This is a genomic window from Streptomyces sp. NPDC048659, from assembly GCF_040650575.1.
Classification (GTDB): domain Bacteria; phylum Actinomycetota; class Actinomycetes; order Streptomycetales; family Streptomycetaceae; genus Streptomyces.
This window is the reverse complement of the sequence record NZ_JBEZHM010000007.1, coordinates 161,772-187,304: the sequence shown is the minus strand read 5'-3', so window position 1 is coordinate 187,304 and position 25,533 is coordinate 161,772. Positions and strand designations below refer to the sequence as shown.

The 25,533-nt window shown below is 71.9% G+C and carries 20 protein-coding genes and 2 pseudogenes; 13 read left to right on the top strand and 9 right to left on the bottom strand.

Going from position 1 to position 25,533, the window contains the following annotated elements:
• Nucleotides 1-64: 64 nt before the first annotated feature.
• Both AB0C99_RS08380 and AB0C99_RS08375 read left to right on the top strand, forming a co-directional pair.
• Nucleotides 65-355, top strand: coding sequence for a YggT family protein (locus AB0C99_RS08380; RefSeq protein WP_362471196.1), 291 nt, complete (start codon nucleotides 65-67; stop codon nucleotides 353-355).
• Nucleotides 356-431: 76 nt separating this feature from the next.
• Nucleotides 432-566 (top strand): annotated as a pseudogene (locus AB0C99_RS08375) (DivIVA domain-containing protein); the annotation flags it as partial.
• Nucleotides 567-815: 249 nt separating this feature from the next.
• Here the strand turns inward: AB0C99_RS08375 and AB0C99_RS08370 are convergent.
• Nucleotides 816-986 (bottom strand): annotated as a pseudogene (locus tag AB0C99_RS08370) (pentapeptide repeat-containing protein); the annotation flags it as partial.
• Between the two features lie 800 nt (nucleotides 987-1,786).
• Nucleotides 1,787-4,930, bottom strand: coding sequence for an isoleucine--tRNA ligase (gene ileS, locus AB0C99_RS08365; RefSeq protein ID WP_362471193.1), 3,144 nt, complete (start codon nucleotides 4,928-4,930; stop codon nucleotides 1,787-1,789).
• Nucleotides 4,931-5,493: 563 nt separating this feature from the next.
• Between ileS and AB0C99_RS08360 the strand changes: the two genes are divergently transcribed.
• From AB0C99_RS08360 to AB0C99_RS08335, 6 genes are all read left to right on the top strand, one after another.
• Nucleotides 5,494-6,255 carry a TraR/DksA family transcriptional regulator gene (locus AB0C99_RS08360; RefSeq protein ID WP_362471190.1) on the top strand — a complete coding sequence of 254 codons (762 nt, stop codon included), beginning with the start codon at nucleotides 5,494-5,496 and terminating at the stop codon, nucleotides 6,253-6,255.
• Nucleotides 6,256-6,289: 34 nt separating this feature from the next.
• Complete coding sequence (lspA, locus tag AB0C99_RS08355; RefSeq protein WP_362471187.1) at nucleotides 6,290-6,871, top strand: signal peptidase II; 582 nt, start codon at nucleotides 6,290-6,292, stop codon at nucleotides 6,869-6,871.
• A gap of 64 nt (nucleotides 6,872-6,935) precedes the next feature.
• Nucleotides 6,936-7,877, top strand: coding sequence for an RluA family pseudouridine synthase (locus tag AB0C99_RS08350; protein WP_362471184.1), 942 nt, complete (start codon nucleotides 6,936-6,938; stop codon nucleotides 7,875-7,877).
• Nucleotides 7,874-8,359: a GNAT family N-acetyltransferase gene (locus AB0C99_RS08345; protein WP_362471181.1), complete on the top strand. Its 486-nt coding sequence runs from the start codon at nucleotides 7,874-7,876 to the stop codon at nucleotides 8,357-8,359. Before AB0C99_RS08350 ends, AB0C99_RS08345 begins: the two co-directional genes overlap by 4 nt.
• 69 nt (nucleotides 8,360-8,428) lie before the next feature.
• Nucleotides 8,429-10,015 carry a Na+/H+ antiporter gene (locus AB0C99_RS08340; protein WP_362471178.1) on the top strand — a complete coding sequence of 529 codons (1,587 nt, stop codon included), beginning with the start codon at nucleotides 8,429-8,431 and terminating at the stop codon, nucleotides 10,013-10,015.
• Between the two features lie 44 nt (nucleotides 10,016-10,059).
• A complete protein-coding gene (locus AB0C99_RS08335; RefSeq protein WP_362471175.1) occupies nucleotides 10,060-10,629 on the top strand; it encodes a dienelactone hydrolase family protein in 570 nt (189 codons plus the stop codon).
• A gap of 48 nt (nucleotides 10,630-10,677) precedes the next feature.
• Here the strand turns inward: AB0C99_RS08335 and AB0C99_RS08330 are convergent, their stop codons facing one another.
• The 5 genes from AB0C99_RS08330 to AB0C99_RS08310 all read right to left on the bottom strand — a co-directional run bounded on the left by AB0C99_RS08330 (nucleotide 10,678) and on the right by AB0C99_RS08310 (nucleotide 16,842).
• Nucleotides 10,678-11,643 carry a zinc metalloprotease gene (locus AB0C99_RS08330; protein ID WP_362471172.1) on the bottom strand — a complete coding sequence of 322 codons (966 nt, stop codon included), beginning with the start codon at nucleotides 11,641-11,643 and terminating at the stop codon, nucleotides 10,678-10,680.
• Nucleotides 11,644-11,990: 347 nt separating this feature from the next.
• Nucleotides 11,991-13,640, bottom strand: coding sequence for an alkaline phosphatase D family protein (locus tag AB0C99_RS08325; protein ID WP_362471169.1), 1,650 nt, complete (start codon nucleotides 13,638-13,640; stop codon nucleotides 11,991-11,993).
• Nucleotides 13,641-13,824: 184 nt separating this feature from the next.
• A complete protein-coding gene (locus AB0C99_RS08320; RefSeq protein ID WP_362471166.1) occupies nucleotides 13,825-14,640 on the bottom strand; it encodes a DsbA family protein in 816 nt (271 codons plus the stop codon).
• Nucleotides 14,641-14,712: 72 nt separating this feature from the next.
• Nucleotides 14,713-15,426 (bottom strand): hypothetical protein, encoded by a 714-nt coding sequence (locus AB0C99_RS08315; protein ID WP_362471162.1) that lies wholly within the window; start codon nucleotides 15,424-15,426, stop codon nucleotides 14,713-14,715.
• Between the two features lie 81 nt (nucleotides 15,427-15,507).
• A complete protein-coding gene (locus AB0C99_RS08310; protein ID WP_362471159.1) occupies nucleotides 15,508-16,842 on the bottom strand; it encodes a DUF2252 domain-containing protein in 1,335 nt (444 codons plus the stop codon).
• Nucleotides 16,843-16,999: 157 nt separating this feature from the next.
• Between AB0C99_RS08310 and dnaE the strand changes: the two genes are divergently transcribed.
• Complete coding sequence (gene dnaE, locus AB0C99_RS08305; protein WP_362471157.1) at nucleotides 17,000-20,539, top strand: DNA polymerase III subunit alpha; 3,540 nt, start codon at nucleotides 17,000-17,002, stop codon at nucleotides 20,537-20,539.
• A gap of 64 nt (nucleotides 20,540-20,603) precedes the next feature.
• Here the strand turns inward: dnaE and AB0C99_RS08300 are convergent, their stop codons facing one another.
• Entirely contained in the window at nucleotides 20,604-20,780 is a 177-nt protein-coding gene (locus AB0C99_RS08300) for a hypothetical protein (protein WP_362471155.1), read from the bottom strand.
• A gap of 215 nt (nucleotides 20,781-20,995) precedes the next feature.
• On the opposite strand from AB0C99_RS08300, the gene AB0C99_RS08295 reads away from it, so the two are divergent.
• Genes AB0C99_RS08295 through AB0C99_RS08280 form a run of 4 tightly spaced genes read left to right on the top strand, consistent with a single transcriptional unit; the run spans nucleotide 20,996 to nucleotide 24,860 of the window.
• Nucleotides 20,996-22,345, top strand: coding sequence for an NYN domain-containing protein (locus AB0C99_RS08295; RefSeq protein WP_362471152.1), 1,350 nt, complete (start codon nucleotides 20,996-20,998; stop codon nucleotides 22,343-22,345).
• Nucleotides 22,346-22,365: 20 nt separating this feature from the next.
• Nucleotides 22,366-23,337 carry an ABC transporter ATP-binding protein gene (locus AB0C99_RS08290; RefSeq protein WP_362471298.1) on the top strand — a complete coding sequence of 324 codons (972 nt, stop codon included), beginning with the start codon at nucleotides 22,366-22,368 and terminating at the stop codon, nucleotides 23,335-23,337.
• Nucleotides 23,338-23,392: 55 nt separating this feature from the next.
• The gene (locus AB0C99_RS08285) at nucleotides 23,393-24,202 is read left to right on the top strand and encodes an ABC transporter permease (protein WP_362471295.1); all 810 of its coding nucleotides are present in this window, start codon (nucleotides 23,393-23,395) and stop codon (nucleotides 24,200-24,202) included.
• Nucleotides 24,203-24,236: 34 nt separating this feature from the next.
• Nucleotides 24,237-24,860 carry a DUF2567 domain-containing protein gene (locus AB0C99_RS08280; RefSeq protein ID WP_362471149.1) on the top strand — a complete coding sequence of 208 codons (624 nt, stop codon included), beginning with the start codon at nucleotides 24,237-24,239 and terminating at the stop codon, nucleotides 24,858-24,860.
• 170 nt (nucleotides 24,861-25,030) lie between these two features.
• Here AB0C99_RS08280 and ybaK read toward each other — a convergent pair whose 3' ends face one another.
• Entirely contained in the window at nucleotides 25,031-25,525 is a 495-nt protein-coding gene (gene ybaK, locus AB0C99_RS08275; RefSeq protein WP_362471146.1) for a Cys-tRNA(Pro) deacylase, read from the bottom strand.
• Between the last annotated feature and the right edge of the window lie 8 nt (nucleotides 25,526-25,533).

Genomic DNA, 25,533 nt, shown 5'->3' with positions numbered 1-25,533 from the left:
CCGAGAACGACCCGGCCGCAGGGCGGCCGGACAAGCGAGAGCCAGGGGAGAGGGAAGCGCGGGAATGGGCGTCGCACTACAAGTGGTCTACATCGCGCTGATGTGCTTCCTGGTCCTCCTGATCTTCCGGCTGGTCATGGACTACGTCTTCCAGTTCGCCCGTTCATGGCAACCCGGCAAGGCGATGGTGGTCGTTCTGGAGGCCACCTACACTGTCACCGATCCACCGCTCAAGCTTCTGCGGCGGCTCATCCCGCCGCTGCGTCTCGGGGGCGTGGCACTCGACCTGTCCTTCTTCGTTCTGATGATCATCGTCTACATCCTGATCAACGTCGTGAGTGGTTTCGCGAGGTGATGGTGCAGGAGCATCAGGGAAATGTGGACGATACGGTCTTGCCGACTGCCGACGACTACGTAGAGGTGAAGAAGAGATGCCGTTGACCCCCGAGGACGTGCGGAACAAGCAGTTCACGACCGTCCGCCTTCGAGAAGGCTATGACGAAGACGAGGTCGATGCCTTCCTCGACGAGGTCGAAGCCGAACTGACCCGGCTGCTCCGCGAGAACGAGGACCTGCGCGCCAAGCTGGCCGCCGCGACCCGTGCCGCCGCGCAGAACCAGCAGCAGCAGGGAATGCGCAAGCCCCCGGAGCAGCAGGACCGTCCCGTCGGTCCCGGCGCCCCGGTGCCCGCCGCCATATCCGGACCGCCGGCCCAGCAGCAGCCCCCGCAGATGGGCCCGCCGCAGCTTCCGTCCGGTGCCCCGGCGCTGCCCCCCGGCCCCATGCAGGGTGGCCCGATGCAGGGTGGCCCCATGCAGGGCGGCCCGATGCAGGGCGGTCCCATGCAGGGTGGCCCGATGCAGGGCGGTCCCATGCAGGGTGGCCCGATGCAGGGCGGTCCCATGCAGGGTGGCCCGATGCAGGGTGGACCCATGCAGGGTGGCCCGATGCAGGGCGGTCCCATGCAGGGCGGCCCGATGGGGCACCCGCAGCAGCAGATGCAGCAGATGCAGCCGGCTCCGCAGGGCCCCGGCGGCGACAGCGCCGCGCGTGTCCTCTCGCTGGCCCAGCAGACCGCCGACCAGGCGATCGCGGAGGCCCGTTCCGAGGCCAACAAGATCGTCGGCGAGGCCCGTTCGCGCGCCGAGGGCCTGGAGCGGGACGCCCGCGCCAAGGCCGACGCCCTGGAGCGGGACGCGCAGGAGAAGCACCGCGTCGCGATGGGCTCCCTGGAGTCCGCCCGCGCCACGCTGGAGCGCAAGGTCGAGGACCTGCGGGGCTTCGAGCGTGAGTACCGGACCCGCCTGAAGTCGTACCTGGAGTCGCAGCTGCGTCAGCTGGAGACCCAGGCCGACGACTCGCTGGCCCCGGCGCGCACGCCCGCGACCGCCTCCCTGCCGCCGTCCCCCTCGATGGCCTCGGCGGGTGCCCCCGCCCCGTCCTTCGGCGGCAACGGCCCGATGGGCGGCGCCCCGTCCTACGGCGGCCAGCAGCAGATGTCCCCGGCGATGACCCAGCCGATGGCTCCGGTCCGGCCGCAGGCCCCGCAGCCGATGCAGCAGGCGCCGGCGCCGATGCGCGGCTTCCTGATCGACGAGGACGACAACTGACGGCGCCGCACGTCCACGCGCCCAGCGCGTAGCCGTCGGCGGCAGTCGCAAGGGCCGGGCCCCGGGTGAGAACCCGGGGCCCGGCCCTTTTGCGCGTCCCCGGAGCACCGTGTCTCCCGGGGTACGGGAAAGGGCCCGGCCCCCCTCGCGGGGTGCCGGGCCCTTCGCCGTACCGGCTACGCCTTGCGGAGGCGGAAGCTGAAGGCCAGGCCCTCGTCCTCGAACGGGCTGCCGTACGAGTCGTCGCCCGCGCCCTCGGCGTGGTCCGTGGCCAGCACCTCGTCCGCGATCAGGCCCGCGTGCGCGGCCAGCGCCTCGGCCGTCTCCGGCGAGGTGGAGGTCCAGCGCAGCGCGATCCGGTCCGCCACGTCGAGGCCGCTGTTCTTGCGGGCCTCCTGGATCAGCCGGATCGCGTCACGGGCCAGACCGGCCTTGCGCAGCTCCGGGGTGATCTCCAGGTCGAGCGCGACCGTCGCGCCCGAGTCGGAGGCCACCGACCAGCCCTCGCGCGGGGTCTCGGTGATGATGACCTCCTCGGGGGTCAGGGTCACCTCCTCGCCGTTCACCGTCACGACCGCCTCGCCGCCGCGCAGCGCCAGCGACAGCGCCGCCGCGTCGGCCGCGGCCACCGCCTTCGCCACGTCCTGGACGCCCTTGCCGAAACGCTTGCCCAGCGCCCGGAAGTTGGCCTTGGCGGTGGTGTCGACCAGGCTGCCGCCGACCTCGGAGAGGGAGGCCAGCGAGGAGACGTTCAGCTCCTCGGTGATCTGCGCCTGGAGCTCGGGGGAGAGCGCCGCGAAGCCGTTCGCCGCGACCAGCGCGCGGGAGAGCGGCTGACGGGTCTTCACACCGGACTCGGCGCGGGTCGCGCGGCCCAGCTCGACCAGGCGGCGGACCAGCAGCATCTGCTCGGACAGCACCTCGTCGACGAGCGCCGTGTCCGCCTCCGGCCAGGTGGCCAGGTGCACGGACTCCGGGGCGTCCGGGGTGACCGGGACGACCAGGTCCTGCCAGACCCGCTCCGTGATGAAGGGGGTCAGCGGGGCCATCAGGCGGGTGACCGTCTCGACGACCTCGTGCAGGGTGCGCAGCGCGCCCTTGTCGCCCTGCCAGAAGCGGCGGCGGGAGCGGCGCACGTACCAGTTGGACAGGTCGTCGACGAAGGCCGAGAGCAGCTTGCCGGCGCGCTGGGTGTCGTACGCCTCCATCGCCTCGGTGACGGCGCCGACCAGCGTGTTCAGCTCGGAGAGCAGCCACTTGTCGAGGACCGTGCGGTCGGCCGGCGCCGGGTCCGCGGCGGACGGGGCCCAGCCCGAGGTGCGGGCGTACAGGGCCTGGAAGGCCACCGTGTTCCAGTAGGTGAGGAGCGTCTTGCGGACGACCTCCTGGATGGTGCCGTGGCCGACCCGGCGGGCCGCCCAGGGGGAGCCGCCGGCCGCCATGAACCAGCGGACGGCGTCGGCGCCGTGCTGGTCCATCAGCGGGATGGGCTGGAGGATGTTGCCCAGGTGCTTGGACATCTTGCGGCCGTCCTCGGCGAGGATGTGGCCGAGGCAGACCACGTTCTCGTACGAGGACTTGTCGAAGACCAGGGTGCCGACGGCCATCAGCGTGTAGAACCAGCCGCGGGTCTGGTCGATGGCCTCGGAGATGAACTGCGCCGGGTAGCGGCTCTCGAACAGCTCCTTGTTCTGGTACGGGTAGCCGTACTGCGCGAACGGCATGGAGCCCGAGTCGTACCAGGCGTCGATGACCTCCGGCACGCGGACGGCCTCGTGGGAGCAGCCCTCGGCGGTGCAGGTGAAGGTGACCGCGTCGATGAACGGGCGGTGCGGGTCGAGCTCGGACTGGTCGGTGCCGGTCAGCTCGGACAGCTCCGCGCGCGAGCCGACGCAGGTGAGGTGGCCCTCCTCGCAGCGCCAGATGGGCAGCGGGGTGCCCCAGTAGCGGTTGCGGGAGAGCGCCCAGTCGATGTTGTTGTTCAGCCAGTCGCCGAAGCGGCCGTGCTTCACCGAGTCCGGGAACCAGTTGGTCTTCTCGTTCTCTTCGAGAAGGCGGTCCTTCACGGCGGTCGTACGGATGTACCAGGACGGCTGCGCGTAGTAGAGCAGCGCCGTGTGGCAGCGCCAGCAGTGCGGGTAGCTGTGCTCGTACGGGATGTGCCGGTAGAGGAGGCCGCGCTCGTCGAGGTCGGCGGTCAGCTTCTCGTCGGCCTTCTTGAAGAAGACGCCGCCGACCAGCGGGACCTCCTCCTCGAAGGTGCCGTCGGGGCGGACCGGGTTCACGACCGGCAGGCCGTAGGCGCGGCAGACCTTGAGGTCCTCCTCACCGAAGGCGGGGGACTGGTGGACCAGACCCGTGCCGTCCTCGGTGGTGACGTACTCGGCGTTGACCACGTAGTGGGCCTCGGCCGGGAAGTCGATGAGCTCGAAGGGGCGCTGGTAGGTCCAGCGCTCCATCTCGGCGCCGGTGAAGGACTCGCCGGTGGTCACCCAGCCGTCGCCGAGGGCCTTCTCCAGCAGCGGCTCGGCGACGACGAGGCGCTCGTCGCCGTCGGTGGCGACCACGTAGGTCACCTCGGGGTGGGCGGCGACGGCCGTGTTGGACACCAGGGTCCACGGGGTCGTCGTCCAGACCACCAGGGCCGCCTTGCCGGCGAGCGGGCCGGAGGTCAGCGGGAAGCGCACGTAGACCGAGGGGTCGACGACCGTCTCGTAGCCCTGGGCCAGCTCGTGGTCGGACAGGCCGGTGCCGCAGCGCGGGCACCAGGGGGCGACGCGGTGGTCCTGGACCAGCAGGTCCTTGTCGAAGATCTGCTTCAGCGACCACCAGACCGACTCGATGTACGAGGGGTCCATGGTGCGGTACGCGTCGTCGAGGTCCACCCAGTAGCCCATCCGGGTGGTGAGCTCGGCGAAGGCGTCGGTGTGCCGGGTCACGGACTCGCGGCACTTGGCGTTGAACTCGGCGATGCCGTACGCCTCGATGTCCTTCTTGCCGGAGAAGCCGAGCTCCTTCTCGACGGCGAGCTCGACGGGCAGGCCGTGGCAGTCCCAGCCGGCCTTGCGGGCCACGTGGTAGCCGCGCATGGTCCGGAAGCGGGGGAAGACGTCCTTGAAGACGCGCGCCTCGATGTGGTGCGCGCCGGGCATTCCGTTGGCGGTGGGCGGGCCCTCGTAGAACACCCACTCGGGGCGGCCCTCGGACTGCTCCAGGGTCTTGGCGAAGACCTTGTTGTCCTGCCAGAAGTCGAGCACTCCGTGCTCAAGCGAGGGCAGGTCGACCTGGGCGGGCACCTGGCGGTATTGCGGCGGCGTCATGCTTGCGAGCTCCTCCGGCGGACTGGTTCGCTTCCGTCCGGAGGGACGAGAGCACTGCTCCCGCGGTACCACCCTCCTTGGCCCGGGGCCGGCCGCTGCCGTCCCGCGCCCCCTCATTGGGGTCGCGACGCCGGTTCTACTCGCCGTGGTCGCCCGCGGCTTTCTTCCGGCGGCTCCGGGGTGATGCTTCACATCGGGCTCGCCCCCGGGCTCTCACCGTCCCCGGGTCGCTCATGGCTGCTTGCGACGCTACTCGTCCCCATCCAAGCCTTTCGCTGAGCCCAGTGTACGGGGCCGGGGCGGGCCCGGCCGACCGGATTTCCCGCGTTTCCCGGTGACCCGAATGGGCACACCGGCCCGCCCGGAGTCGGACTTCGGCCAAGTGGGGGACGGCCGGGACGGATAACCGGCCGGGGAGCTGGGCACAACGCAGGCAGGTCCGTCCCGACGGGCGCCGGGGCGGGCGTGCAGGGCGGCGTGCCCCGTTGCCGCGGGCCCTGGGCCGATTTATCGTCCCAGCACGATTCGCGCGCAAGATCACAAAATGTGTAAGGGGCCGCGACATGGTGGCGAAGAAGACCGCCGCGAAGAAGACGACGGCCGCGCGGAAGACGGCGTCCGCCGAGGAGTCCGCGCCCGCGGAGAAGGCAGCGGAGGAGCGCGCGGCCCCCGTGAAGAAGGCGGCGGCAGCGAAGAAGGCCGCCCCGGCGAAGAAGGCCACGGCGAAGAAGGCCACAGCGACGACGGCCGCCAAGAAGGCCGCGAAGAAGGCGGCGCCCGCCAAGGCCGCGAAGGCCGCGAAGAAGGCGCCCGCCAAGGCGGCGAAGGCCGCGACCGAGAAGACAGGAGCCAGGACGGTGGCAGCGAAGAAGACTGCGGGTGGCGTCACGACGGCCCCGGGGGAGGCCGCGGTGCCTCACTCCCGGCCCGGCGAGCTCGCCGTGCGCCCCGGCGAGGACCCATGGACCCCGGAGGAGATCGCCGAGGCCCGCAGCGGGCTCCAGGCGGAGGTGCTGCGGCTGCGCAGCGAGCTGGTGCACTCGCAGGAGGAGCTGACCGGGCTGATGCGCGACTCCGGCGACGGAGCGGGCGACGACCAGGCCGACACGGGGACCAAGAACATCACGCGCGAGCACGAGCTCTCCCTGGCGGCGAACGCGCGCGAGATGCTGGAACAGAGCGAGCACGCCCTGGAGCGGATGGACGCCGGCACGTACGGCCTGTGCGAGGTCTGCGGCAAGCCGATCGGCAAGGCCAGGATGCAGGCGTTCCCCCGCGCCACGCTGTGTGTGGAGGACAAGCAGAGGCAGGAGCGCCGCGGCTGACGCGGCCGGAGGAGTGTGCCGTACTCTCGTGCACATGGCAGAGGCGGAGAGCGTCATCGGTACGCCGGATTCAGGTACGCCGGATTCAGCAGGGGCCGACGAGACGGCCGTCCCCGAGGAGCGGCCCAAGGGGAGGCGACGGATCGTCGCGCTCCTCGTCGTGGCCGTGCTGGCCTACCTTCTCGACCTCGGCAGCAAGATGCTGGTGGTCGAGAAGCTGGAGGGACACGCCCCGATCAAGGTGATCGGCGACCTGCTGCGCTTCGAGGCCATCCGGAACCCGGGGGCCGCCTTCGGCATGGGCGAGGCGTTCACCTTCATCTTCACCGGGATCGCGACCGTGGTGATCATCGTGATCATCCGGCTCGCCCGCAAGCTCTACAGCCTGCCCTGGGCGATCGCGCTGGGCCTGCTGCTGGGCGGCGCGCTGGGCAACCTCACCGACCGGATCTTCCGCTCGCCTGGTGTCTTCGAGGGGGCGGTCGTCGACTTCATCGCCCCCGCCCACTTCGCCGTCTTCAACCTCGCCGACTCGGCGATCGTCTGCGGCGGCATCCTCATCGTCTTCCTGTCCTTCCGGGGCCTGGACCCGGACGGAACGGTCCACAAGGACTGAGCCGGGGCCCCCGCCCGACCCGTGCGGACGACAGCGTGTCGTCCGCACAAGGCATACTCGACGGGTGAGCACGAGTCCCGAGATCCGCACCCTGCCCGTTCCCGATGGCCTGGAGGGCGAGCGCGTCGACGCCGCCATCGCCCGTATGTTCGGGTTCTCCCGTACCAAGGCCGCCGAGTTGGCCGCCGCAGGCAAGGTCCAGGTCGACGGCGCCGTCGTCGGCAAGTCCGAGCGGGTCAGCGGCGGCGCGTGGCTCGAGGTCGAGATGCCGGGCGCCGCGGCCCCGGTGCAGATCGTCGCCGAGCCCGTCGAGGGCATGGAGATCGTCCACGACGACGACGACATCGTCGTGATCATGAAGCCGGTCGGCGTCGCCGCCCACCCCAGCCCCGGCTGGACCGGCACCACCGTGATCGGCGGCCTCGCCGCCGCCGGCTACCGGATCTCCACCTCCGGCGCCGCCGAGCGCCAGGGCATCGTGCACCGCCTCGACGTCGGCACGTCCGGCCTGATGGTGGTGGCGAAGTCCGAGTACGCGTACACCTCGCTGAAGCGCCAGTTCAAGGAGCGCGTGGTGGACAAGCGCTACCACGCCCTGGTGCAGGGCCACCCGGACCCGATGAGCGGCACCGTCGACGCGCCCATCGGCCGGCACCCGAACCACGACTACAAGTGGGCCGTGACCGCCGACGGCAAGCCGTCCGTCACCCACTACGACCTGATCGAGGCGTTCCGCGCGGCCTCGCTGCTGGACATCAAGCTGGAGACCGGCCGCACCCACCAGATCCGGGTGCACATGTCCACGCTGCGCCACCCCTGCGTCGGCGACCTGACCTACGGCGCCGACCCCACGATGGCCAAGCGCCTCGGGCTGACCCGCCAGTGGCTGCACGCCGTCCGGCTCGGCTTCGAGCACCCCGGCGACGGGCAGTGGGTCGAGTTCGCCAGCACCTACCCGGCCGACCTGCAGACCGCGCTCGACCGCATCGCCGCGGAGAGCCGGTGAGCGCCCCGTCGTCCGCGGCCGCGGGTGTCACCGTCCGCGAGGCCGTGGAGGGCGCCGACCTGGACGCCTGCTTCGCCGTGCGCCGCGAGGTCTTCGTCGAGGAGCAGGGCGTGCCCCAGGAGCTGGAGTACGACCCGTACGACGCGACCGCCGCGCATGTGCTGGCCGTCGCCGCCGACGGCACGCCGCTGGGCACCGGGCGGCTGCTGTACGGGGCCGACGCGACCGGCAAGACCGGCGCCGACGCCTCGGTGGGCTCCCTCGGGCGGCTCGCGGTGAACAAGGCGGCGCGCGGTCTCGGGGTGGGCGCCGCGCTGGTGCGGGCCATCGAGGACGCGGCCCGCGCGCGCGGGCTCGCCGCCGTCGACCTGCACGCCCAGACCCACGCCCTCGGCTTCTACGAGCGGCTGGGCTACGTGGCGTATGGTCCGGAGTTCCCGGACGCCGGGATGCCGCACCGGGCGATGCGCCGGACGCTCTGAGCCGCTCCGCCCCCGCGCTCCGGTGGGGGCAATCGCGGCGAAATAGGACGTACGTGACAGGGTAGGGTCGTGGATCAACTGGCCCTGCTCTTCCTTCTGCTGCTCGGCGCCGTGCTGACCGTGCCCCTCGGGGAGCGGCTCGGGCTGCCCGCACCCGTCCTGATGACCCTGGTCGGGATCGTGCTGGCCGTCACGCCCTTCGTGCCCGACGTGGCCATCCCGCCCGAGTTCATCCTCCCGCTGGTGCTGCCGCCGCTGCTGTACGCCTCCGTGCAGCGGACCTCCTGGCGCCAGTTCGCCGCCAACAAGCGGCCGATCTTCCTGCTCGCGGTGGCCCTGGTCTTCGTGACCACGGCCGCCGTCGGCGCGGTCGCCGACGCGCTCGTGCCGGGCATCCCGCTCGCCGCCGCCCTGGCGCTCGGCGCGCTGGTCGCCCCGCCCGACCCGGTCGCCGCGACCGCCGTCGCCGGCTCGCTGGGGCTGCCCCGCCGCCTGGTGTCGATCCTGGAGGGCGAGGGGCTCTTCAACGACGTCACCGCGATCGTGCTCTACAACGTGGCCATCACCGCCGTGGTGAGCGGCGCCTTCTCCTGGCCCGAGGCGCTCGGCGAGCTGGTCCTGTCGGCCGTCGTCGCCGTCGCCGTGGGGCTCGCCCTCGGCTGGGCCGCCAACCGGCTGATGAGCCTGCTCGGCGACCCCACCCTCCAGATCGGCCTCACCCTGCTGGTCCCCTTCGTCGCCTACGTGCTCGCCGAGGAACTGCACGGCTCCGGCGTCCTCGGCGTCCTGGTCACCGCCCTCTTCCTGGCCGAGTACGCGAGCGACGCCGACGACGTGATGGGCCGGCTCGCCGGGCAGACCTTCTGGGAGATCGTGGACACCCTGGTCACCGGCATCGCCTTCGGGCTCATCGGCCTGGAGCTGGTGAACGTCTTCGGCGTCGTGGAGAAGCACGGCCGCGAGGTGATCGGCTGGGGCGCGGCCGTCGTGGGCGTGGTCGTCGGCGTCCGGCTGCTGTGGCTGCTGCCCGCCACCTGGCTGACCAAGCGGCTGCACACCGGCCGCGACTACGCCGAGGAGATCCCGATGAGCTGGCGGGAGACCGTCGTCATGTGGTGGTCCGGGATGCGCGGGGTGGCCTCGGTGGCGCTGGCCCTCGCCATCCCGCTGCGCACCGACGGCGGCGAGCCCTTCCCGGGCCGGGACGAGATCGTCTTCATCGCCTTCTGCGTGATCATCGCCACCCTGGTGGTCCAGGGGCTGACCCTGCCCTGGCTGGTGCGGCGGCTGGGTGTGAAGGCCGACACGGAGGCCGAGCGGGCCTTCGAGCGGGAGCTGGCCATCCGGGCGGCCAAGGCCGCGAAACGGCGCCTGAAGGAGATCGAGGAGGTCGAGGAGCTGCCCGAGGAGGTCGCCGAGCGGCTCCAGCGCGGGGCCTTCGACATCGGGGCGCGGATCAGCCCGGACATGGTCGACGAGGAGCGGCGGGCGGCGTTCACCGAGCGGGTGGACCGGTTGCGGAAGACGCAGCGGATCCAGCGGGAGCTGATGTCGGCGGCCCGCCACGAGGTGCTGGCGGCGCGCAGCGAGCCGGGCGCCGACCCGGAGGTGGTGGACCGGGTGCTGCGGCAGCTCGACGTGCGCAGCATGCGCTGAGCGGCCGGGGGCGGGCGGCCAAGGCCGGATGGGAGGATGGGGGCATGGACATCATGCTTTTCCACTCGGTCTACGGGATGCGCCCCGCCGTCGAGGCCGCGGCCGAGCGGCTGCGGGCCGCCGGGCACCAGGTCTGGACGCCGGACCTCTTCGAGGGCGCCGCCGCCGGCACCGTGGAGGAGGGCATGGCGCTGCGGGACAAGATCGGGAAGGACGAGCTGCTGCGGCGGGCGGTCCTGGCGGCGGCGCCGTACTCGGAGCGCGGGCTGGTCTACATGGGCTTCTCGTTCGGCGCCTCGGTCGCGCAGACGCTGGCGCTGGGCGACGAGAAGGCGCGCGGGCTGCTGCTGCTCCACGGCACCTCGGACCTGGCCGAGTCGGCGTCGGTGGACGAGCTGCCGGTGCAGCTGCACGTGGCGGAGCCCGACCCGTTCGAGACGGACGACTGGCTGTCGTCCTGGTACCTCCAGATGCGCCGGGCCGGTGCGGACGTGGAGGTCTACCGCTACCGGGGCGCCGGGCACCTGTACACCGACCCGGAGCTGCCGGACTGGGACGCGGAGGCGGCGGAGCGGACCTGGCAGGTCGCGCTGGCGTTCCTGGACGGCCTGTAGGCCCCCGGGGGGATTCCCCCGAGGACCTAGGCCCGGCCGGACGGTCCGTCAGGCGCGGTAGGCGGTCCAGGAGTCGTTCATGCGGGTCACCTGGCCCGACGTGAACTGGTACATGCAGGAGTCGTACGTGTAGTCCATGAAGTTGTGGATCGGGTCCACGCCGGGCTTGTTGGCGCAGGTGTCACGGCCGGTCGGGCACTCGAAGGCCGCGCTCTTCTCGGCCGGGGTGTCGCTGACGTAGTCGCCGTTCCCGTTGCAGCCGCCCTGGAACGTGTGGTAGAGCCCCATCCAGTGGCCGACCTCGTGGGTGGCGGTGTCGCCCTCGTTGTAGTTGGCCGCGGAGCCGCCCGGGAGCGAGGCGTCGAGGATGACGACGCCGTCCATCTTGGGGCTGGCCTTGTACGAGGACGGGAAGGTGGCCCAGCCGAGCAGCCCGCCGCCGAGGTTGGCGGTGTAGACGTTCAGCGCGTTGGCGCCGCCCTTGCGCAGGGCGTTCTTCATGTCCTTCTCGGCCTGGGTGCCGTCGGAGACGTTGTACCAGGTGGCGTTGTCCGTGTAGTCGGTGCCGGCCAGGGTGAACTGGAAGCCGCTGTTCACGTTGCCGGTGCCCTGCCCCGCGTAGGCGGCGTTGAGGACGGCCATCTGGTTGCTGACGGCGGCCGCGCTGAGCTTGCCCGCGGTGCCGCTGTGGATGACGTGGAAGTACACGGGGATCGTCGTCACGGCGGCGGCGCTCGCGCCCGCGGAGAGCCGGCCGGCGGCGCGGGCGGCGTTCACCTTCTTCTTGAGGTCGTCGTCCATGGCCTTGGCCTGGGCCGCGGTGACCTCGTTGGGCTCGGCCTCGGTGGCGTGGTCCTTGGCCTTGCGGGCGCCGGACAGGGCGGCGGAGTCGTCCGCGCACTTCTCGGCGGCGGCCAGGGCGGTGGTGCCGGCCGGGGTGGCCGCGGGGGCGGAGAGGGGCGCCAGGGCCAGGGTTCCGGCCATGACGGCGGTGCCGAGCATACGACGTGACATACGCGGCGATATACGGACAAGAGCACGCACGGCGACTCCTTGCGGGGGGTGGTGGGGAGGCGCTTCCTCGCCACTGGCCGGGAGATTACGCGTGCATGTCAGACGCCGTTGAGGAGTGATCAAGCCCAATCATTCATGGGGCAAAGCGGGTCATCGGGAAGAAAAACTTCTGTCTGCCATGGGGTTTGAGACAAGGGGGTAACAGAAGAGACGGCGAAGGCGGGTGGTGTGTCCGGGTTCGAACGTCCGGACTCACCACCCGCCGTAGCCATGTGATCTCCCGTTAACAGGGCCGATCATGGCTGAAAAGTGCCGTCACGGAGGCCCGTGACTCCCGCCCGTACGCCTCAGCGCACCGGCTGGTACACGCGCTCGACGCGCTGCGTTCCGCTCAGCGTGCGGTACGAGCGGGCCCAGGACGCCGTCGCGTTCACGTCCGCCCGGTCCGAGACCGTGTAGTAGTCCATCTGCGAGCGCTCCGCCGTCACGTCGAGCACCCCGTAGCCGTGGTGGTCCATGTCCACCCACTTCACGTGCCGGTTGGCGGTCTTGACCGCGCCCGCCGCCACCACCGACAGCGTGCCCGGCGCCACGTGCAGCAGGTCGTCCAGGTTGTCCGAGGTCACCGAGGTCACCACGAACTCCGTCGCCGCCGAGGCCGACAGCGGATACGTCGCCGCCGTCACCGGCACGTCGTTCGCCCAGGCCATGTGGATGTCGCCGGTGAGGAAGACGGTGTTGCGGATGGACCGGTCCCGCAGGTGCCGCAGCAGCTCCTTGCGGTCGTCCGTGTAGCCGTCCCACTGGTCGACGTTGACCGCGATGCCCTCCTTGGGCAGCCCGAGCAGACCAGCCAGCGGCTCCAGCAGATGGGCCGGCAGCGAGCCGAAGGCCACCGGCGAGATCATCACCGAGGTGCCGACCAGCTGCCAGGCGGCGTCCGAGGCCGACAGGCCCGACTTCAGCCAGTCCAGCTGCGCCCGGCCGGTGATCGAGCGCTCCGGGTCGTCCACCGCGCCGCTGCCCGTGCCCGCCTGCTGGGAGCGGAAGGAGCGCAGGTCCAGCAGGTGCAGGTCGGCCAGCCTGCCGAAGCGCAGCCGGCGGAAGACCGTGCCCTCGGTCGAGGCGCGCACCGGCATCCACTCGAAGTAGGCCCGCTTGGCCGCCGCGACCCGCGCCGCCCAGTCGCCCTCGGTGCCGGGGGTGTGGTTCTCGGCCCCGCCCGACCACGCGTCGTTGGCGAACTCGTGGTCGTCCCAGATCGCCACGACCGGGTGCGCCGCGTGCAGCGCCTGGAGGTCGGCGTCCGTCTTGTACTTCCCGTGCCGGGTGCGGTAGTCGGCGAGCGAGACGATCTCGTGGGCCGGCTCGTGCGCGCGGACGACGTACTTCGCCTCCGGGTAGGAGCCGGTGCCGTACTCGTAGATGTAGTCGCCGAGGTGCAGCACCGCGTCCAGGTCGGCGCGGGCGGCGAGGTGGCGGTACGGGGAGAAGTAGCCGGCCTCCCAGTTGGCGCAGGAGACCACGCCGAAGCGGACGCCGGGGCCTGCCGAGTCGGCGGCGGGGGCGGTGCGGGTGCGGCCGGTCGGCGAGACGGTCCCGCCCGCGGTGAAGCGGAAGTAGTAGGCGGTGCCCGGGCGCAGGCCCCGGACGTCCGCCTTCACGGTGTGGTCGGCGGCGGCGGAGGCCAGGGTGCTGCCGCTCGCGACGGTCCGGGCGAAGCCGCGGTCCTCGGCGAGCTCCCAGCCGACGGTGGTGTCGGGGCCGAGGTCCGAGCCGGGCACGGCGTCGGGGGAGGGGGTGACGCGCGTCCAGAGCAGGACGCCGTCGGGCAGCGGGTCGCCCGAGGCGACGCCGTGCAGGAAGGCGGGCGCGGCCGGTTCGGCGAGCGCGGGGGAGGCGGTGGCCACCAGGGCCGGGGTCACGACGGCCGTCACGGCGGCGGCCTTCACGACGGTGCGGCGGGTGGGGGCGGCTATGAGGTGAGGACTGGTCACGGGCCGTCAGATTACCGGCCGGTAAGGAGTTGTGGCAGCTCCGCGCGCAAAGTTCGCCGACTCTTCGGCGGGGCGTCGCCCGGGGCGGCGGCGCGCCCCGGAAGCGCCGCGGCCCCCGGGCCGCCCGCGCGGGGCGGGGCGGTCCGGGGGCCGGAAGGAGCGACGGGCGCGGCGAGGGGCGGGGTCAGCCCTTCATCACCTTGGTGAGCGCCGCGTTGAACTGGTCCACCGTCAGCGGCGGGTTCTCGCTGCCCTCGGCGGTCAGGGTCTTGCCGTCCATCTTCAGCGTCGGCGTGCCCCGGACCCCGCTCTCGTCGAAGGTCTTCGACATCTTCATCGCCCAGGCGTCGAAGGTGCCGCTCTCGACGTTCTTCTTGAACTCGGCGTTGCCCTTCAGGGCCGGCACCGTGTCCGCGATCTCCAGCAGGAGGGAGTCCTTGGCGAACTTGTCCTGGCTCTCCTCCGGGTGGAACTTCGTCGAGTACAGCGCCTCCTTGTACTTCAGGAAGGCGTCCCCGCTCACGTTCAGCGCCGCGCCCAGCGCCGACAGGGCGTTCTTCGAGCCCTCGCCCTGGTCGGAGTTGTCCAGGAAGGTGGCGCCGACGAACTTGATCTTGTACTTGCCGTCGGCGACGTCCTTGGCCACCGTCGCGCCCACGCCCTGCTCGAAGGTCGCGCAGACCGGGCAGCGGGGGTCCTCGTACAGCTCCAGGGTCTTCTTGGCCTCGGGCTTGCCGATGACGACCGTGGTGCCGTTCGTGCCCTCGGTGTTCTTCGGCGCCGTGATGTTCTTCGCGTCCGCGGCGGCCTCCCACGCGGAGGGCTTGTTGGCCTGGACGATGGCGTAGCTGACGCCGCCGACCACGGCGAGGGCGGCGACCGCCGACACCGCGACGACGACCTGGCGGCGCGCCTTGTCCTTCTTGGCCTGGCGCTCGCGCTCCTCGCGCAGCCGCTCGCGGGCCGCCGCCTTGTTGGCCTGGCTGTTGCGCTTGCTCATGATCGTGATCTCCGTGACATGAAGAAGGAAGAAAAGAAAGAAGGGGGGAGGGGGGAAGGGGCGCGTGCCGGCTCAGACGAGGGCGGGCATCGGCGCGCGGCCGAGCCGGAGGCCCGCGGAGCGCGGCGGTCCACGCCGTCCCACGGAGTGCACGAGCAGCCGGGCCCGCGACCGGCGCGGCCGGTCCGCGGGACGCCCGGCGCGCCGCGGGGCCGTGCCCACGGCGCGGAGGAAGGCCGCCACCAGGCGCAGCGGCCGGAAGGCGAGCGCCTCGGCCGCGCGCAGCAGCCGGGCGAGCCCCCGCTCGCCGCCGCGCAGCCAGCAGGCCGCCGAGAGGCCGACCGCCACGTGCGCGGCGAGCAGCAGCCAGGGCACCGCCGGGTCGGGGGAGCTCAGCAGCGCCGCCGCCGTCCCGCCGCCCGGGGCCGCCACACCCGGCAGCGGGGTGCCGAGGGCGCCGCCGCACAGGGCGTCGAAGCCCACCGAGCGCAGCGCGCCGGAGACCGGGCCGCCGGCGGGCCCGTAACAGGCGGTCTGGCCGCTGGTGAACAGCGTGTCGGCGGCCAGCTCCAGCGGCACGAGCAGCCCGGCGATCGGGCCGAGGCCCCGCTCCCGCCCGGCCAGCGCGTAGGCGACGGCGAAGACGCCGGCGGCGACCGGGACGACCGTCCCGAGCGGCAGCGGCACCCCGGACAGCAGCACGTGCGAGGCCACGGACAGCGTCACGACCAGGGTCGTGAAGATCGCCGCCCGCAGGGCTCTCAGCTGAGTGCTTGCCATGTCCATCGCCGGGAAAGTGTGTCATGCCCGCCCGTAAGGCGTCCCTAAGCCCGAGCTGTGAAAGCGCCGGGCCGGCCCCGGACGCCCCTACAGCCCCGGGATGCGCCCGTTGCGGAAGAGGTCCACGAAGATCTGGTGGTCGGCCCGCGCCCTGGCCCCGTAGGTGTGCGCGAAGTCCACCAGGAGCCCGGCGAAGCCCTCCTCGTCGGCCGCGATGGCCGCGTCGATGGCCCGCTCGGTGGAGAACGGCACCAGCGACTGCCCGCTGAGGTCGTCCGCCGCCGCGTGCATGGCCGCCGTGGCCCGCCCGAGGTCGGCCACGGTCGCCGCGATCTCCTCCGGGTCGTCGATGTCGGACCAGTCCAGGTCCACCGCGTACGGCGAGACCTCGGCGACGAGCTGCCCGGCCCCGTCCAGCTCCGTCCAGCCGAGCCACGGGTCGGCGTGCGCCTGGAGCGCCCGCTGCGAGATCACGGTGCGGTGGCCCTCGTGCCGGAAGTAGTCCCGTACCGCCGCGTCCTTCACGTGGCGCGAGACGGCCGGCGTCTGCCCCTGCTTCATGTAGATCACGACGTCGTTCTCCAGGGCGTCGCTGTGGCCCTCCAGGAGGATGTTGTACGAGGGGAGGCCGGCCGAGCCGATGCCGATGCCGCGGCGGCCCACGACGTCCTTCACCCGGTACGAGTCCGGGCGGACCAGGCTCGCCTCCGGCAGGGTCTCCAGATAGCCGTCGAAGGCGGCCAGCACCTTGTAGCGGGTGGCCGCGTCCAGCTCGATCGCGCCGCCGCCGGCCGAGAACCGGCGCTCGTACTCGCGGATCTCGGTCATCGAGTCCAGCAGCCCGAACCGGGTCATCCCGCGCGCGTCGCGCAGCGCGTCCAGCAGCGCGCCGTCGGCCGTGTCCAGGGTGAAGGGCGGGAGGTCGTCGTCCTTGCCCCCGGTCGCCAGCGCGTGGATCCGCTCCCGGTAGGCGGCGGCGCAGATCCGGACCAGCTCGCTGATCTGCTCGTCGCCCAGCGCCTTCTGGTAGCCCAGCAGCGCCAGGGAGGCCGCGAGCCGCTTGAGGTCCCAGGTGAAGGGGCCGACGTACGCCTCGTCGAAGTCGTTGACGTTGAAGATCAGGCGCCCGTTGGCGTCCATGTACGTGCCGAAGTTCTCCGCGTGCAGATCGCCGTGGATCCACACCCGGGCGGTCCGCTCGTCCAGGTACGGGCCGTCGTGCCCGTCGTGCGCCTCGTGCTCCAGGTCCTGGTAGAAGAGGCAGGCGGTGCCCCGGTAGAAGGCGAAAGCGGAGCCGGCCATCTTGCGGAACTTGACCTTGAAGGCGGCGGGGTCGGCGGCGAGCAGCTCGCCGAAGGCGGTGTCGAAGACGGCGAGGATCTGCTCACCGCGCTCGGCCGCGGTGGGCTGGGTGACCGACATCGAGGGTGCCTCCTGGTGCACGACTGTTCATGACAATTGGGACAGGTGTTCCCGGTCTTCCAACGCGTGACCGTACCGCCGAGTGCCCGCCGTCTGTCAGTCGGCCGACGTAGACTTCCACGCTGTCCCCCCAGGAATTCATCGGAGGCATCCCACCGTGACCAAGCCGCCCTTCACGCACCTCCACGTCCACACCCAGTACTCCCTGCTGGACGGTGCCGCGCGGCTGAAGGACATGTTCAACGCGTGCAACGAGATGGGCATGACCCATATCGCCATGTCCGACCACGGCAACCTGCACGGGGCCTACGACTTCTTCCACAGCGCCAAGAAGGCCGGCGTCACGCCGATCATCGGCATCGAGGCGTACGTCGCCCCGGAGTCCCGGCGCAACAAGCGGAAGATCCAGTGGGGCCAGCCGCACCAGAAGCGGGACGACGTCTCCGGCTCCGGCGGCTACACCCACAAGACCATCTGGGCGGCGAACGCCACCGGACTGCACAACCTCTTCCGGCTGTCCTCCGACGCGTACGCCGAGGGCTGGCTCCAGAAGTGGCCCCGGATGGACAAGGAGACCATCTCCCAGTGGTCCGAGGGCCTCATCGCCTCCACCGGCTGCCCCTCCGGCGAGCTCCAGACCAGGCTCCGCCTCGGCCAGTTCGACGAGGCACTGAAGGCCGCCTCCGAGTACCAGGACATCTTCGGCAAGGACCGGTATTTCCTGGAGCTCATGGACCACGGCATCGAGATCGAGCGCCGGGTCCGCGACGGGCTCCTGGAGATCGGCAAGAAGCTCGGCATCCCGCCGCTGGTCACCAACGACTCGCACTACACGTACGCGCACGAGGCCACCGCCCACGACGCCCTGCTGTGCATCCAGACCGGCAAGAACCTCTCGGACCCGGACCGCTTCAAGTTCGACGGCACCGGCTACTACCTGAAGTCCACGGACGAGATGTACGCCGTCGACTCCTCCGACGCCTGGCAGGAGGGCTGCCGCAACACCCTCCTGGTCGCCGAGCAGATCGACACCACCGGCATGTTCGAGGCCAAGAACCTCATGCCGAAGTTCGACATCCCGGAGGGCTACACCGAGGTCACCTGGTTCCGCGCGGAGACCATGAAGGGCATGGAGCGGCGCTTCCCCGGCGGCATCCCCGAGGACCGCATGAAGCAGGTCGAGTACGAGATGGACACGATCATCTCGATGGGCTTCCCGGGCTACTTCCTCGTCGTCGCCGACTTCATCATGTGGGCCAAGAGCCAGGGCATCGCGGTCGGCCCCGGCCGAGGCTCCGCGGCCGGCTCGATCGTCGCGTACGCCATGGGCATCACCGACCTCGACCCCATCCCGCACGGCCTGATCTTCGAGCGCTTCCTCAACCCCGAGCGCATCTCGATGCCCGATGTCGACATCGACTTCGACGAGCGCCGGCGCGTCGAGGTGATCCGGTACGTGACCGAGAAGTACGGCGCCGACAAGGTCGCCATGATCGGCACCTACGGCAAGATCAAGGCCAAGAACGCGATCAAGGACTCCGCCCGCGTCCTCGGCTACCCGTACGCCATGGGCGACCGGCTCACCAAGGCCATGCCCGCCGACGTCCTCGGCAAGGGCATCGACCTCGACGGCATCACCAACCCCTCGCACCCGCGCTACAGCGAGGCCGGCGAGATCCGCGGGATGTACGAGAACGAGCCGGACGTCAAGAAGGTCATCGACACCGCCAAGGGCGTCGAGGGCCTGGTCCGCCAGATGGGTGTGCACGCCGCCGGCGTGATCATGTCCAGCGAGCCCATCGTCGACCACGCCCCGATCTGGGTCCGGCACACCGACGGCGTCACCATCACGCAGTGGGACTACCCGCAGTGCGAGTCGCTCGGCCTGCTGAAGATGGACTTCCTCGGCCTGCGCAACCTCACGATCATGGACGACGCCGTCAAGATGGTGAAGGCCAACAAGGGGATCGACCTCGACCTCCTGGCCCTCCCGCTCGACGACCCCAAGACCTTCGAGCTGCTCCAGCGCGGCGACACCCTCGGCGTCTTCCAGTTCGACGGCGGACCCATGCGGTCCCTGCTGCGCCTGATGAAGCCCGACAACTTCGAAGACATCTCCGCCGTGTCCGCGCTCTACCGCCCGGGCCCGATGGGCATGAACTCGCACACGAACTACGCCCTGCGCAAGAACAAGCAGCAGGAGATCACCCCGATCCACCCCGAGCTGGAGCAGCCGCTCGAAGAGGTGCTCGCGGTCACCTACGGCCTCATCGTCTACCAGGAGCAGGTCCAGAAGGCCGCCCAGATCATCGCCGGCTACTCGCTCGGCGAGGCCGACATCCTCCGCCGCGTCATGGGCAAGAAGAAGCCCGACGAGCTGGCCAAGAACTTCACCATCTTCCAGGCCGGCGCCCAGAAGAACGGCTACAGCGACGCGGCCATCCAGGCCCTCTGGGACGTGCTGGTCCCCTTCGCCGGCTACGCCTTCAACAAGGCGCACTCCGCCGCGTACGGACTGGTCTCCTACTGGACCGCCTACCTCAAGGCGAACTTCCCCGCCGAGTACATGGCGGGCCTGCTCACCTCGGTCAAGGACGACAAGGACAAGTCCGCCGTCTACCTGAACGAGTGCCGCCGCATGGGCATCAAGGTGCTCCCGCCGAACGTCAACGAGTCCGAGTCGAACTTCGCCGCCCAGGGCGACGACGTGATCCTCTTCGGCCTCACCGCCGTCCGCAACGTCGGCTCCAACGTCGTCGAGTCGATCATCAAGACGCGCAAGAGCAAGGGGAAGTACTCCTCCTTCCCCGACTTCCTCGACAAGGTCGAGGCCGTCGTCTGCAACAAGCGGACCGTCGAGTCGCTGATCAAGGCCGGTGCCTTCGACACCATGGGCCACACCCGCAAGGGCCTGGTCGCCCAGCACGAGCCCATGATCGACACCGTGGTCGCCGTCAAGCGCAAGGAGGCCGAGGGACAGTTCGACCTCTTCGGCGGCATGGGCGAGGAGGACAGCGACGAGCCCGGCTTCGGCCTCGACGTCGAGTTCTCCGACGTCGAGTGGGAGAAGGCGTACCTGCTCGCCCAGGAGCGCGAGATGCTCGGCCTGTACGTCTCCGACCACCCGCTCTTCGGCCTGGAGCACGTGCTCTCCGACAAGACCGACGCCGGCATCTCCCAGCTCACCGGCGGCGAGCACGCCGACGGCGCCGTCGTCACCATCGGCGGCATCATCTCCGGCCTCCAGCGCAAGATGACCAAGCAGGGCAACGCCTGGGCCATCGCCACCGTCGAGGACCTGGCCGGCTCCATCGAGTGCATGTTCTTCCCCGCCACCTACCAGCTGGTCTCCACCCAGCTCGTCGAGGACACCGTCGTCTTCGTCAAGGGGCGGCTCGACAAGCGCGAGGACATCCCGCGGCTGGTCGCCATGGAGCTCATGGTCCCCGACCTCTCCAACGCCGGGACCAACGCCCCGGTGATCCTCACCATCCCCACCGTCAAGGTCACCCCGCCGATGGTCAGCAGGCTCGGCGAGATCCTCAAGCACCACCGGGGCAACACCGAGGTCCGCATCAGGCTCCAGGGACCCCGCTCCACCACCGTGCTCCGGCTCGACCGGCACCGGGTGCAGCCCGATCCGGCGCTGTTCGGCGATCTGAAGGTGCTGCTCGGGCCGGCCTGCCTGGCCGGATAGGACCTCCACCCACGCGCAAGGGGCGCGCCCGTCGTCACGGGCGCGCCCCTTTGCCGTGCTTCCGTCAGTTGTGCCCGAAGCGCTTCTGGCGGCCCTTGCGCGCCATGTCGCCCGGCGTGACCTGGGTGGCGCGCTGCTCGGCCTGGGACTCCATCGCGGACGCCTGCGCCTGCTGCCGGCCGCGCTCGGCCTGCGAGCCGCGCTGCTGCTGACTGCGGTCCTGCTTTCGGTTCTTGGCCATGGGGTGATGCCTCCTCAAGGGGGGTGTGGGCCGGGGCCGCTGTCAGACTCACATAGGGCGTGAAGCACCGCATTTTGGATCATTACGGACCGTAATCGGGGCCCCTGAGTGAGATCCGCCACGCCGATGATCCAGTTCCGGACCTCTCCATCGGCGCCGTCGGGCAGACTCGGAGCAACCTGGAGCACTTCCGATCCCGAGGTTCCCGAAAGAGGGTGGAACACGTGGACCGCTGCGTCGTCCTGGTGGACGCCGGCTATCTGCTGGGCGCCGCCGCCAGCCTCCTCGCCGGGGAGCCCGCCCGCTCACGGATCACCGTCGACCACGCCGCGCTGATCCGGCAGCTCCGCGAGCGCGCCGAGGCCGACACCGCGCAGCCGCTGCTGCGGATCTACTGGTTCGACGGCGCGCCCGACCGGGTGCCCCAGCCCGAGCACCGCAGGCTCCGCGTGATGCCCCGGGTCACCGTCCGGCTCGGCGCCCTCACCCGCAGCGACGGGCGCTGGGCCCAGAAGGGCGTCGACGCCGCCATGCACACCGAGCTCACCGAGCTCGCCCGCAACCGCGCCTGCTCCGACATCGTGCTCGTCACCGGCGACGGCGACCTCCTCCCCGGCCTCATGTCCGCCAAGGAACACGGCGTCGCCGTCCACCTCTGGGCCGTCCAGGCAGCCGACGGCGACTACAACCAGTCCGAGGACCTCGTCGCCGAGGCCGACGAGCGCAGCGTCCTCGACCGGGCCTGGATCACCCGGGCCGTCCGCGCCCGCGACCTCAGCGGGCTCTGCGCCCCGCCGCCCGCGCCCCGCCCCGAGATCGCCGCCATCCTCTCCGCGCCGCTGCCCGAATCCGCCCTCGCCGCCTCCGCCGAACGGGCCGCCGCCGCGGCCGCCGTCGGCCACGACCCCGCCCGCGCCGACCCCGCCCGCGCCGACGCGGGCGGGCCCGCCGGAGCGGACACCGTCGGCGCCGACGGCGTCAACGGGTCCGCCATCCCCGCGCCCGCCTCCGCCAAGACCGTCCCCACGCCCAAGGACCTCGCCGCCCTGCGCGGGCCCGCCGCGCCCGCCGCCCCCCACGTCAACGGGGCCAACGGGGCCAACGGCGCCAACGGGGCCAACGGCGCCACCCTCCGCTGGTCCTCCGACAAGGGCTGGATCGACCGCCCCGCCGCCCCCCTCGGCGAACCCGCCGAGACCGCCGTCCTGCCCACCCTCGCCCAGCTCACCAGCGCCGAGCAGCGCTGGGCCGACCGCGAGGAGGACATCACCACCGTCGGCGGCGACCCCTACGAGGTCGGCCAGGTCTTCGCCCGCCGCTGGCTCGACCGGCTCCCCGAACCCGGCCACGTCCAGAAGCTCGCCGTCATGTACCCGCGCATCCCGCACCGCATCGACGGGGAACTCCTCCGCTACGCCGCACGCTTCGGGCTCCTCGCCCACAAGGACGACCAGATCGACGAGCACGACCGCTACGCCATCCGGGCGGGGTTCTGGCGCGAGATCGACGTCCACGCCGCCGCCCAACACGCCCCCGCGCCCGAGGAGAGCCGGGGGACCCCGTAGGCTCATCCCTCGTGAGTACGGTGTGCGTGGTGCGGGATCTGGTCAAGACGTACCCCGCCACGCGCGGCAGACGCGGAGCCCCCGCGACCCCCGAGGTCCGGGCCACCGACGGGATCAGCCTCGACGTGGCCGGCGGTGAGATCTTCGGGCTGCTCGGACCCAACGGCGCCGGCAAGTCCACCCTCGTCCGCCAGCTCACCGGACTCATGCGCCCCGACTCCGGCACCGTCCGGATGCTCGGCCACGACCTCGTACGCCACCCCGAGCGCGCCTCCCGCCTCCTCGCCCACCTCGGCCAGGAGTCCACCGCGCTCGACGAGCTCACCGTCGCCCTCGCCGCCGAGACCACCGCGCGGCTGCGCGGACTCGACGCCCGCGCGGCCCGCGCCGAGCGCGACGCCGTACTCGACGAACTCGGACTCGCCGAGATCGCCGGGCGCCCCCTCAAGAAGCTCTCCGGCGGACAGCGCCGGCTCGCCTGCGTCGCCGCCGCCCTCGTCGGCGAACGGCCCGTCCTCGTCCTCGACGAGCCCACCACCGGCATGGACCCCGTCGCCCGCCGGGCCGTCTGGGCCGCCGTCGACCGGCGGCGCGCCGAACGCGGCGCCACCGTGCTGCTCGTCACCCACAACGTCATCGAGGCCGAGACCGTCCTCGACCGCGTCGCCGTCATCGACCGCGGCCGGGTCATCGCCTGCGACACCCCCGCCGGGCTCAAGGAGCGCGTCGCCGGGGAGGTCCGCGTCGACCTCGTCTGGCGCGAGCGGGCGCCCCTCGACCTCCCCGAGGTCGCCGCGCTGCGCCCCGCCGCCCAGGAGACCGGGCGGCGCTGGACGCTGCGGCTCGCCCCCGACGAGGCCCGCGCGGCGGTCGCCGCCGTCACCGGCGGCGCCGCCTTCGCCGCCCTCGACGACTTCACGCTGGCCACGCCGAGCCTGGAGGACGTGTACCTCGCGCTCGGCGGCGAGAACCGGGGACTGGTGAAGGCGTGACGCCCGTGTCGCATGTCAGGAGCCGTACGAGTTGAGCACCCTGCCCGCGGAGGTCCTGCCCGCCGCCGCCCTCGGCCACGAGCCCGCCCGGGACGCCGAGGACCACGACGCCGCGCCCCTCGCGCCCCGCGCCAGACTGTGGCCCTCCCTCGCCGCCGTCTACCGCGCGCAGCTCTCGCGCGCCCGGGTCTCCCGGATCCCGCTGCTCTTCGTCGCCACCTTCCAGTCCGTCGGGATCATGGTCCTGATGCGGGGGGTCGTCGACGGGGGCTCCGAGGCGCGGGCCGTCGTCGCCGGGTCCGCCGTGCTCGTCGTCGCCTTCGTCGCGCTCAACCTGCTCGCCCAGTACTTCGGGCAGCTCCGGGCCGGCGGCGGGCTCGACCACTACGCCACCCTGCCCGTGCCGCCCGCCGCCGTCGTGCTCGGCGCCGCCGGGGCGTACGCCTCCTTCACCGTGCCCGGCACCGTCGTCACCGCCGTCGCCGGATCCGTGCTCTTCGGGCTGCCGCTCGGGAACCTGTGGATCCTCGCCGCCGTCGTGCCGCTCTCCGGCGCCGCCCTCGCCGGGCTCGGCGCCGCGCTCGGGCTGCTCGCGCCGCGGCCGGAGCTCGCCACCCTGCTCGGGCAGCTCGGCATGTCCGCCGCGCTGCTGCTCGGGGTGCTGCCCGCCGAGCGGCTGCCCGGGCCCATCGGCTGGGCGCGGGACCTGCTGCCCTCCACGTACGGTGTCGAGGCGCTCGCCCGGACCTTCGACTCGCGGCCCGACTGGGCGGCCGTCTGTCTCGATCTCGGCATCTGCGGTGCCGTCGGGGTGCTGTCGCTGGCCGTCGCCACCTGGGCCTACCGGCGGGCGGCGGTCCGCTGAGGCGGCCCACAGCCACACCTGGCACGATGGCGGGGTGACCGCACCTCTGACGCCGCCCCACCAGCCGCCGCACGACTCCCAGTGGCCCGCGCCCTACCCCGCGGACGCCGCTCCGGACGGCGCCCCCAGCACCGCGACCGAACTGCGGCAGGCCGCCGTCGTGGCCGTCGTCTCCGGCGTCGTCGGTGCCCTGCTCGGGCTGCTCTGGCTGTGGCTCGCCCCGCGCGTCACCCTCATCTCGGACGGCAAGGCCGTCTTCCTGCGCAACAGCGAGGGGGAGGCCGCGATCGGGATCGACGGGACCTTCGTGCTCCTCGCGCTCGGCTTCGGCGCCGTCGCCGCCCTCGTCGTCTTCCTCGTGCACCGGCACGGTGGGGTCGCGCTGGTGCTCGGGCTCGCCGTGGGCGGTGTGCTCGGGTCGCTGCTCGCCTGGTGGGTGGGGATCTCCCTCGGGCCCGAGCGGGACGTCGTCGCCCACGCCAAGGCCGTCGGGCCCAACGTCGACTTCCAGGCGCCCCTGGAGCTCAACATGGCCGCCGCCGCCATGCTCGCCTGGCCCATCGCCGCGATGATCGTGCACCTCGGGCTGACCGCGCTCTTCGGGGTCCGTGACCCTGAGCCCGAGGACGAGGGCTGGCCGCCGTTGCCCACCGTCTGAGGCGGTGCGCGGGGGCGGCGCGGGCGCCGTGGAGGGGGCCGCGTTCCGGACTGCATGATTTACGGCGCGGAGCCTGGAGCTCCTGATGGCTCGGGGCCGCGTTCCGCGCCGCAAATCACGCTTTACGTCCGGAACGCGGCCCCCTCCACGGCGCCCGCTCGCGTCGTCTTTCAGCTGCGGCCGATGGGGGCCAGGGTCGCGCTGGTCAGGTGGGCCAGAGCCTGCGGGGTCAGTTCCACTTCCAGGCCCCTGCGGCCCGCCGAGACGCAGATGGTCGTGTGTTCCTCCGCCGAGCTGTCCAGGACCGTGCGCAGGCGCTTGCGCTGGCCCAGGGGGGAGATGCCGCCCCGTACGTAGCCCGTCGTGCGCTCGGCCGCCGCCGGGTCCGCCATCGCGGCCTTCTTGCCCCCTACCGCCGCCGCCAGCGCCTTCAGGTCCAGCTGGCCCGCCACGGGGACCACGGCCACCGTCAGCTCGCCGTCCACGTCCGCCACCAGGGTCTTGAACACCCGGGTCGGCTCCACGCCCATGGCCCGCGCCGCCTCCTCGCCGTACGACGGGCTCGCCGGGTCGTGCTCGTACGCGTGCAGGGTGAACGGGGTGCCTGTCGTCGTCAGTGCCACCGTTGCCGGGGTGCCGCCTGGCTTCTTTTCTTTCTTGGCCATGACCTGTC